This window comes from Lysobacter sp. Root690, assembly GCF_001427785.1.
Lineage (GTDB): Bacteria > Pseudomonadota > Gammaproteobacteria > Xanthomonadales > Xanthomonadaceae > Lysobacter.
This window is the reverse complement of record NZ_LMHM01000001.1, coordinates 501,239-510,014: the sequence shown is the minus strand read 5'-3', so window position 1 is coordinate 510,014 and position 8,776 is coordinate 501,239. Positions and strand designations below refer to the sequence as shown.

Genomic DNA, 8,776 nt, shown 5'->3' with positions numbered 1-8,776 from the left:
CCCCCCCCGCCTCCAAATCCATCCCGCTCACGATCGTCAGCGGCGGCGCGCCCGAAGTGCTCGCGCCGGCGGTGCTGGAATCGACCACGATGACGCCCGGCGCCAAGCAGCTCGGCGGCGACAAGATCAGCCGCTCGCCGGTGCAGTTCGCCGACGTGCCGGTGCTGCGCAAGCCGTCGTGGATCCGGGTGCGCATCCCGTCGGGCAATTCGGTCGCCGTGCTCAAGGCCAAGCTGCGCGAAAACCGCCTGGTCACGGTCTGCGAAGAAGCCAGCTGCCCGAACATCCACGAATGCTTCAGCCACGGCACCGCGACCTTCATGATTCTCGGCGAGGTTTGCACCCGACGCTGCTCGTTCTGTGACGTCGCCCACGGCCGGCCCAAGCCGCCGGACGCGAACGAACCGGCCAACCTGGCCCGCACCGTCGCCGACATGGGCCTGAAGTACGTGGTCATCACCAGCGTCGATCGCGACGATCTGCGCGACGGCGGCGCCCAGCATTTCGTCGACTGCATCGCGGCGGTGCGCGAGCAGAGCCCACGCACCAAGATCGAAGTGCTGACCCCGGACTTCCGCGGCAAGGGCCGCATGGAACGCGCGCTGGAGATCCTCAACACCAACCCGCCGGACGTGTTCAACCACAACGTCGAGACCGTGCCGGACCTGTACACCAACGTCCGCCCCGGCGCCGACTACCAGTGGTCGCTGACCCTGCTGCAGAAGTTCAAGGCCCAGCACCCGCAGGTCGCGACCAAGTCCGGGATCATGCTCGGCCTGGGCGAGACCATGGAGCAGGTGCAGGCGACCTTGCGCGACCTGCGCGCGCACGACGTCGACATGATCACCATCGGCCAGTACCTGCAGCCGACCCCGCACCACCACCCGGTGCTGCGCTACTGGACCCCGGAAGAGTTCAAGGAACTCGAGGTCTACGGCATGTCTCTGGGCTTCACCCACGTCGCCTCGGGCCCGCTGGTGCGCTCGTCGTACCACGCCGACCGGCAGGCGATCGACGCGGGTTTCGCGGTCGCCTGAGCCAGGCGCCCGTCGGCCTCCGGCGATCGCGGCCTTCATGGATTTGCGATAGCCGTCCGCGCGCCAGTCTGGATCGGCTGACGCGCGGCTCATCAACGACGCAGCTCGGAACATCCATAAGACCGGAACTGGCTCAGCGTCCGCCGCCGGCCCGATCGACCGCGCCGCTGTTCTTGAACCAAGCCGCTCGCTGCGTCCAACCGGCGCAGAGCGGACCCATCGCGCAAACGACAACCGAGCAATCGCGCGGCCAATCCGTGCCCGATCCCACCGTTCTAACGTCCGGCTAACGCCCTCGGCCGTCAACCTGAACCAGATTCATGCCCGCAACAGGTAATTTCGCGAGGTGGCGTGACAGCACAGGCAACTTTCGGCACTGTGGACCAGTCGAAAGCCGCTACATCCTCTAGCCGCTGCACAGATCCGGCACCCTCGCCGGGAAGACTCCGCGATGACCCTCAAGAACACGCGTACCCTGACCCTGCTTGCAGGCCTCCTGCTGACCGCGCCGCTGGCGTTGTTGGCGCGACCCGACGCCGCGGGCTCCGGCGGTTTGCCCAATGCGCCCACCGCCGACCAGTCGACGGCCGCGCAGATGGTCTACGGCCTGCTGTCCGACAGCCGCTACGCCTACCGGCCGCGCGCGCTCGACGACGCGCTGTCGGCCGATATGTACAAGCGTTATCTCGAATCGCTCGACGCCGGCAAGCAGTTCTTCACCGCCGCCGACATCGCCAAGTTCGACGCCTACAAGACCAAGCTCGACGACGCGATCAAGAGCGGCGACCTGTCGCCCGCGTACACGATCTTCGCCGCCTACAAGCAGCGCGTCGACGAACGCGTCGCCTACGCGCGCGGCCTCCTCAAGCAGCCGGGCAATTTCGATTTCACCGGCAAGGACCGCTACGACTACGACCGCAAGGACGCGCCCTGGGTCGCCGACACGGCGGCGCTGGACGCGTTGTGGAAGCAGTCGGTGCGCAACGACTGGCTGCGCCTGAAACTGGCCGGCAAGAAGAACGACGACATCGCCAAGACCCTGGACAAGCGCTACGCCAACCTCGCCAAGGGCATCGGCGAGATCAAGGGCGAAGACCTGTTCCAGACCTTCGTCAACAGCTACGCCAACGCGATCGATCCGCACACCGATTACCTGACGCCGAAATCGGCGGAAAACTTCAACATGACCATGTCGCTGTCGCTCGACGGCATCGGCGCGCTGTTGCAGAAGCAGGACGACGTGGTCGCGATCCGCGAAGTGATCCCCGGCGGTCCGGCCGCGCGCAGCAGTCTGCTCAAGCCCGGCGATCGCATCGTCGGCGTGGGCCAGGGCGAAAGCGGCGCGATGGACGACGTGATCGGCTGGCGCATTGACGACGTGGTCGCCAAGATCCGCGGCGCCAAGGGCACCAAGGTGCGCCTGGACATGATCCCGGCCGAAGCCGGCCTCGACAGCAAGCCCAACCGGATCGTGCTGGTGCGTGACAAGGTGCGTCTGGAAGATCAGGCCGCCAAGTCCGAAATCATCAACGTGCCGCCGGCCGACGGCGCGCCGGCCAAGCGCATCGGCGTGATCAAGCTGCCGGGCTTCTATCAAGACTTCGAAGGCCGCCGCAAGAACGCCAACGACTACGCCTCGGCCACCCGCGACGTCGCCAAGCTGCTGACCAAGCTGCGCGCCGACAAGGTCGACGGCGTGGTCCTGGACCTGCGCAACAACGGCGGCGGTTCGCTCAACGAAGCGGTCGAGTTGACCGGTTTGTTCATCGATCGCGGCCCGGTGGTGCAGGTGCGCGAAGCCGGCGGCCGGGTCCAGGTCGACAGCGACACCGATTCGGGCATCGCCTGGGAAGGTCCGCTGGCGGTGTTGATCAATCGTGGTTCGGCGTCGGCCTCTGAAATCTTCGCCGGTGCCATCCAGGATTACGGACGCGGCCTGGTGATCGGTGAAACCACCTTCGGCAAGGGCACGGTGCAGAATCTGGCCGACCTCGACCGTTGGCCGGCCAACGAAGGCCCGCGCTTCGGCCAGGTCAAGCTGACTATTGCCCAGTTCTTCCGCGTCAGCGGCGGTTCGACCCAGCACAAGGGCGTGGTGCCCGACATCGCCTTCCCGGTGTCGGTCGACGCGACCGAGTACGGCGAGAGCACCTACGACAACGCGCTGCCGTGGACCAAGATCGCGGCCGTCCCGCACACCAGCTACGGCAATTTCGCGCCGTTGCTGCCGAAGCTGGAAACCCTGCACAGCAGCCGCATCGTCGGCGATAAGGAATTCCAGTGGTGGTCGCAGGACGTGGCCGAGTTCCGCGCCGAGCGCGCCAAGAAGTGGATTTCGCTCAACGAAGTCGAGCGCCGCGCTGAGCGCGATCGCGAAGACGGCAAGCGCAAGCAGCGTCAGGCCGAGCGCAAGCAGTTGGGCCTGGACCTGGACCCGCTGGGCGACGACTCCAACGACGACGGCCTGGCCGCGTCGGAGCGCGACATCGCCAAGGACGCGGCGCGCGAGAAGCTCGCCGAGAAGCGTCCGGACCCGCTGCTGCGCGAATCGGCGGCGATCCTGGCCGACGCGGTGCGCCTGCTCAACGCCGACCGCAAGCTGTCGGCGCAGGTGCTGCCGACCGCGACCGCGCCGGGGCATTGGGCTGACTGAGGCAGGTCCGCTAAACGTTCGACCGAAAGCGCGCCTTGATGGCGCGCTTTCTTTTTGTGCGTGGCTTGATGCGCTGACGGCGTTGTGTTCGGGTCAAGGAGTTTCGCGCATCGCGGGTGTTGCCGTGGCCACTGCGGACGCTGCCACGGACTTCGCGAACGCACGGGCCGCCATTGGCGAGGGCGAGCTTTCGCTTACCGGGCGATCGCCGGTTTTCGGACCGCGCTCCCTCGCGAAATCCGACCTGAATCAGCCCGAGAAACCCGACCCCGCCGCGGGCAAGATGCGGATAGCGAGACCCCGGCATCAGGCCTAGTCTTGCGCCATGAACGCCAAAACCCACATCCGCAAGCCCGACACCGGCCCTGTCACCGATGCGCCGGTTGCCCACCCGCCCGCCATCGACAAGCTCGAACAGGCGCGGATCCTGCTGGACGCCGGCGAGCCGTCGCTGACCGAACTGGCCGAAGCGGTAGGCCTGAGCCCCTCGCACCTGCAGCGTCGTTTCAGCGCGCGCTTCGGTCTGAGCCCGGCCGAATACCTCGCCCAGCGCAAGCTCGGCAGCCTGCGTTCGGCGCTGCGCGAAGGCAGCGACGTCAGCGCGGCGCTGTACGACGCCGGCTACGGCTCGCCCTCGCGCGTGTACGAAAGCGGCGCGGCGCGCCTGGGCATGACCCCGGCGCGTTACCGCGCCGGCGGCGCCGGCGAGCAGATCCGCTGGAGCCTGACCCAGACCGAACTCGGCACCGCATTGGTCGCGACCACCGCGCGCGGCATCTGCATGGTCGAGCTCGGCGACGACGCTGAAGTCTTGCAGGCGAAGTTGCACAGCGAATTCCCGCAGGCCACGCTCGAACGCGTCGACGCCGGCCGCGACGAATTCCTGGCGCCGCGCGTGCGCGCGGTCGCGCAGACCCTCGGTGGCAAACGCGAAACCGTGGCGGTGGATCTGATCGGCACCGCCTTCCAGAAGAAAGTCTGGGATGCGCTGATGAAGATTCCGCCCGGGCAGACCCGCAGCTACGAGCAGATCGCGCAGCAGGTCGGTTCGCCGCGTGGCGCGCGCGCGGTGGCGCAGGCTTGCGCGAACAATCGCGTGGCGGTGGTGGTGCCGTGTCATCGGGTGGTGCGGGGCGATGGTTCGCTGGGCGGCTATCGCTGGGGTTTGCCGCTCAAGGAAAAGCTCTTGCAGCGTGAGCAGGCGGCTTGAGCGAACGCCGACGTTGCCCATTGCAAGCCGCGCCTGGCGATTGCGCGCAAACGGGTCCGTGCTGAAGGTAGTGTCGATGAGGCGATGGCAACCGCAACCACAACCGCAACCGGCTCAACTGGAACATGCCATTGGCTGCGTCCAGGCGAGCGCCGCAAGAGCTTGCCCGGGCTAGAGGCGGCGATGGCGACACTGCGCTCTCACGACAACGTGGCCAGCCAGCGGCCGATGGGCATGCCGATGACGATCCCGATGCACAATCCGGCCAGAAACTTCCGTTTCAGCGGGTCGGAGACGCCCCAGGCGCTCTGTTTATCCGCGCCCTTCTTGAACATGCCCGACTCGTTTTTTTCACCCACGCTCTTCTTGAAGATGCTTGACTCGCTTTCTTCATCCGCGCCCTTCCTAAACATGCCGGACTCCCTCCGATCGTGAGTGCGAAGCGGCCCGCGTGCCTCGGCCCGCGGTGTGACGCCGCCCAGCCTGGTCCCGCCCATGCATAGGGTAAAGCGGCGAGTGCCTGGGATTCGCGCGCCTGCGGCGACGCATCCACGCGATCACCGTGCGTAATGACGCTCGGCCGGTGGCCGGGTGAGTGGATGCCGACCGAGCCAATGCCGGCGGTTCAACCCGCATGGCCGCGACCGTCCTCATCACCCGCGCCGCTTGCGCGTCGCCCGCGGCGCATCGCGGGTCGGAAGCTCCAGACCGTGCTTGACCACGTCGAACACCAGATGGGTGTCGTAGCGTTTGACGTTGCCTTCGTCGAGGAACAAACGGTCGACCACTTGCCGGCAATGGGCGACGCCGGTGGTGGCGAGGATCACCAGGTAGTCCCACTCGCCGGCCAGGGTGTAGCACTGCTGGACCTCGGGCGCGGCGCGCACGCGGGCGTGGAAGGTGGCGTTGCCCTCGGCCGACTCGCGCTCCATCGTCACCCATACCGCGGCCAGGGTGCTGCCCAGTGTCACCGGGTCGAGCACCGCGACCTGCCGCATCAGGCCATCCTGGCGGTAGCGGGTCATCCGCCGCTGCACCGCGCTGGGCGACAGGCCCACGGCCTCGCCCAGTTCGCTCAGGGTCACCGAGGCGTCGTGCTGCAATAGTTCGAGCAACTTGTGGTCGAACTCGTCCAAAACCAGGGGGCTACCATTCATGCAAGATTTTTGCGTCTGTACGGGCAATAATTCAACCGTAATTTGAATGACATCGATACGCTATTCTTGATCCCACCGCACGAAGAATTTTTATGTGTGGGTTCAATCCCCCAACCCCTTACATACGGACGCCCCCGGGATGTCCCGGTACGTGACGCAAGCCGCCGTGCCCGAACAGATCGGCGAGATTCTCGCGCTGATCCGCGAACACGGCCCCAATCCCTGGAATTTCCTGCCCGACGTCGAGCTGGCCGCGCACTTGTCGGCGATCCGGCTCGGCCGCACGCAGGCCATCGTCGCGCTGCACGAAGGTGAAATTGTGGCTGTCGTCACATTCGAGCCGAGCGACGCGTTCCACCGCTATCAGCCCGACGGTCGCGAGATCGAATGGCAGGGCCATGTCGGCGAGGTCGTGGTGCATCGCGCGCATCGCGGCCAGGGGCTGGGCACCCGGCTGCTGAAGGCGGCGGTGGGGCGGCTGCTGCAGATGGGATTGATCGAGATCTATGTCGAGCGCCACGAGGAAAACGAAGGCTCGGCCGGGATGATGCGCAAGGCCGGTTTCGTGGTGATCGACGTGTTCGACGATCCGCGCCGTCGCGATGTCGGCAGCCGTCGTACTTCGGTGTCGCGCTACGGGCCGCATGCCTGATGCGGACGGCGCCGCGTCGCTGCGTGCGCCCGGAAGTAGGGAAGGGGATCGTGGCGTAGGTAACGCGGGCGGGTCGGGTTTTGTCGATTGATTGATCGCTTGGGTTGTTGGGCTCGTCGCGGCCTGTGCCGCGACGGCGCGGGTCCTGGCCTCGCCGACGATCCATTCCATCCGCCGCCGGATTCGCATCGTCCGGCTGCGCGGTTTGCTTGCGCAAGAGCTCGCATGGATCGCGACGAACGACTTCGCGGGCGGCGTGGCGATCGCCCGACCCCGCGAATCGCTAAAGGCTGACTCAAGTTTTTCTCGCTGCTGTTTTTCCCGCGTTCGCGCCAAGCTGTTCGTTTTCTTTCCCCAAGTCTTTCTCCGCGTTCTCTGTCTCCCCACGTTCTCTCCCCCGAGTACCCGCGTCATGAGCGCCGCTCCCTCGTCTTCCGAATCCCGCGCGCCCAGCGCGCTTGCCGTCGCGCTCGCCCTGGCCTCGGTGTATGTGCTGTGGGGGTCGACTTATCTCGGCATCCGCTTCGCGCTGCACAGCTATCCGCCGTTCCTGCTCGGCGCGGCGCGCATGTTCCTGGCCGGCGCGATCATGTACGCGGTGCTGCGCTGGCGCGGCGTGCCGGCGCCGACGCGCAAGCAATGGCGCACCTTGTGGGTGCTGTCGATCTGGATGGTGCTGCTGTCCAACGGCCTGGTGAATCTGGCCGAGACCCAGGTCGATTCGGGACTCGCCGCGATCGCGGTCGCCTCGATGCCGCTGTTCGCGGGCGTGTTCGCGATGCTGCGCGGACGGCATCCGTCGAAGGTGGAATGGATCGGCTTGGCGATCGGCTTTCTCGGGGTCATCTGGCTCAACGCCGGCGGCAAGTTGTCGGCGTCCACGCTTGGCCTGGTGTGTCTGATCGTCGCGCCGATCGCCTGGGCCTGGGGCTCGATCTGGAGCCGCGATCAGGACCTGCCGTCGCCGTTCATGGCCGCCAGCGCGCAGATGCTGACCGGCAGCGTGTGGATGCTCGGCGCGGCCGCGGTCACCGGCGAACGCATCACCACGATGCCGACCTTCGGCGCAACGGCGGCATTGTTGTACCTGGTGGTGGCCGGTTCGATCTTCGGCTTCACCGCCTACATCTGGTTGCTGCATCACGTGCGTCCGGCGTTGGCGACCAGCTATGCCTACGTCAATCCGCCGATCGCGGTGCTGTTCGGCGCATTGCTCGCCGGCGAGCGTTTCACCTCGCACGACCTCGGCGCGATGGCGGTGATCCTGGTCGGCGTGGGCATCATCACCTTGGCGAAGGCGCGCGCGGGCAAGACGGTGCCGGCCGCGGCGCCGGCGATCGGCCCGGTGGCCGTGGCCGAACCGCGCGAACCCGCGTTGACCGAAGCACCGATAGTTGAAGCCGCAACCGATCTGGAGAAACGCGCATGAGCGCCCCGACCGACCGCCGCGGGCTGTGGATCGCGGTCGCGTCCTTCGTGCTGTGGGGCCTGATGCCGCTGTACTGGCATCTGCTCAACGCGGTGCCGTCGCTGCAGATCGTCGCCCACCGCATCGTCTGGAGCACCCTGCTGGTCACCGCATGGCTGTGCTGGAAATTCGGCCGGCACTGGTTGCGCGACATCCTGCGCGAACCGCGCAAGGCGGCGATGCTCGCGCTCAGCGGCGTGTTAATCGCGTTCAACTGGGGCTTGTACATCTGGGCGGTCAATGCCGGCCACGTGATCGAGACCAGCCTGGGGTATTTCATCGGGCCGCTGGTCAGTGTGATGCTCGGCGTGCTGTTCCTCGGCGAACGCTTGCGCGCGGTGCAATGGGTCGCGATCGCGCTGGCCTTCGCCGGCGTGTTGTGGCTGACCTTCCAGTACGGCCGGCCGCCGCTGATCGCGCTCGGTCTGGCGGTGTCGTTCGCGGTGTACGGCCTGGTGCGCAAATTGGTCGCGGTGGAAGCGGTGACCGGCCTGGGCGTGGAGAACGTGTATCTGTTCGCACCGGCGCTGGCGCTGATGCTGTGGGGCGAGACCCACGGTCAGGGCGGTTTCATCGGCGGCTGGGGTTGGGGCACCGAC

General features: G+C 66.8%; 6 protein-coding genes and 2 pseudogenes. 6 read left to right on the top strand and 2 right to left on the bottom strand.

Annotated elements, in window-relative coordinates:
- The 3 genes from lipA to ASD86_RS02205 form a co-directional block, all read left to right on the top strand.
- Nucleotides 1-1,037, top strand: a 1,037-nt coding sequence (lipA, locus tag ASD86_RS02215) for a lipoyl synthase (RefSeq protein ID WP_235567636.1), incomplete at its 5' end; no start/stop codon positions are given.
- A gap of 451 nt (nucleotides 1,038-1,488) precedes the next feature.
- Nucleotides 1,489-3,690 (top strand): carboxy terminal-processing peptidase, encoded by a 2,202-nt coding sequence (locus tag ASD86_RS02210; RefSeq protein ID WP_056106400.1) that lies wholly within the window; start codon nucleotides 1,489-1,491, stop codon nucleotides 3,688-3,690.
- A gap of 325 nt (nucleotides 3,691-4,015) precedes the next feature.
- The gene (locus ASD86_RS02205) at nucleotides 4,016-4,900 is read left to right on the top strand and encodes a methylated-DNA--[protein]-cysteine S-methyltransferase (RefSeq protein ID WP_056106397.1); all 885 of its coding nucleotides are present in this window, start codon (nucleotides 4,016-4,018) and stop codon (nucleotides 4,898-4,900) included.
- A 200-nt stretch (nucleotides 4,901-5,100) separates the two neighbouring features.
- Here ASD86_RS02205 and ASD86_RS02200 read toward each other — a convergent pair whose 3' ends face one another.
- Together ASD86_RS02200 and ASD86_RS02195 are read right to left on the bottom strand one after the other, a co-directional pair.
- Complete coding sequence (locus ASD86_RS02200) at nucleotides 5,101-5,313, bottom strand: hypothetical protein (RefSeq protein ID WP_157476027.1); 213 nt, start codon at nucleotides 5,311-5,313, stop codon at nucleotides 5,101-5,103.
- 240 nt (nucleotides 5,314-5,553) lie between these two features.
- A complete protein-coding gene (locus ASD86_RS02195) occupies nucleotides 5,554-6,057 on the bottom strand; it encodes an Lrp/AsnC family transcriptional regulator (RefSeq protein ID WP_056106393.1) in 504 nt (167 codons plus the stop codon).
- Between the two features lie 151 nt (nucleotides 6,058-6,208).
- Here ASD86_RS02195 and ASD86_RS02190 point away from each other — a divergent pair, with 151 nt between their 5' ends.
- The 3 genes and pseudogenes from ASD86_RS02190 to rarD all read left to right on the top strand — a co-directional run.
- The gene (locus tag ASD86_RS02190; protein WP_200957157.1) at nucleotides 6,209-6,709 is read left to right on the top strand and encodes a GNAT family N-acetyltransferase; all 501 of its coding nucleotides are present in this window, start codon (nucleotides 6,209-6,211) and stop codon (nucleotides 6,707-6,709) included.
- 412 nt (nucleotides 6,710-7,121) lie between these two features.
- Nucleotides 7,122-8,012: pseudogene (yedA, locus tag ASD86_RS02185) on the top strand (drug/metabolite exporter YedA); the annotation flags it as partial.
- Nucleotides 8,013-8,134: 122 nt separating this feature from the next.
- Nucleotides 8,135-8,776, top strand: a pseudogene (rarD, locus tag ASD86_RS02180) (EamA family transporter RarD); the annotation flags it as partial.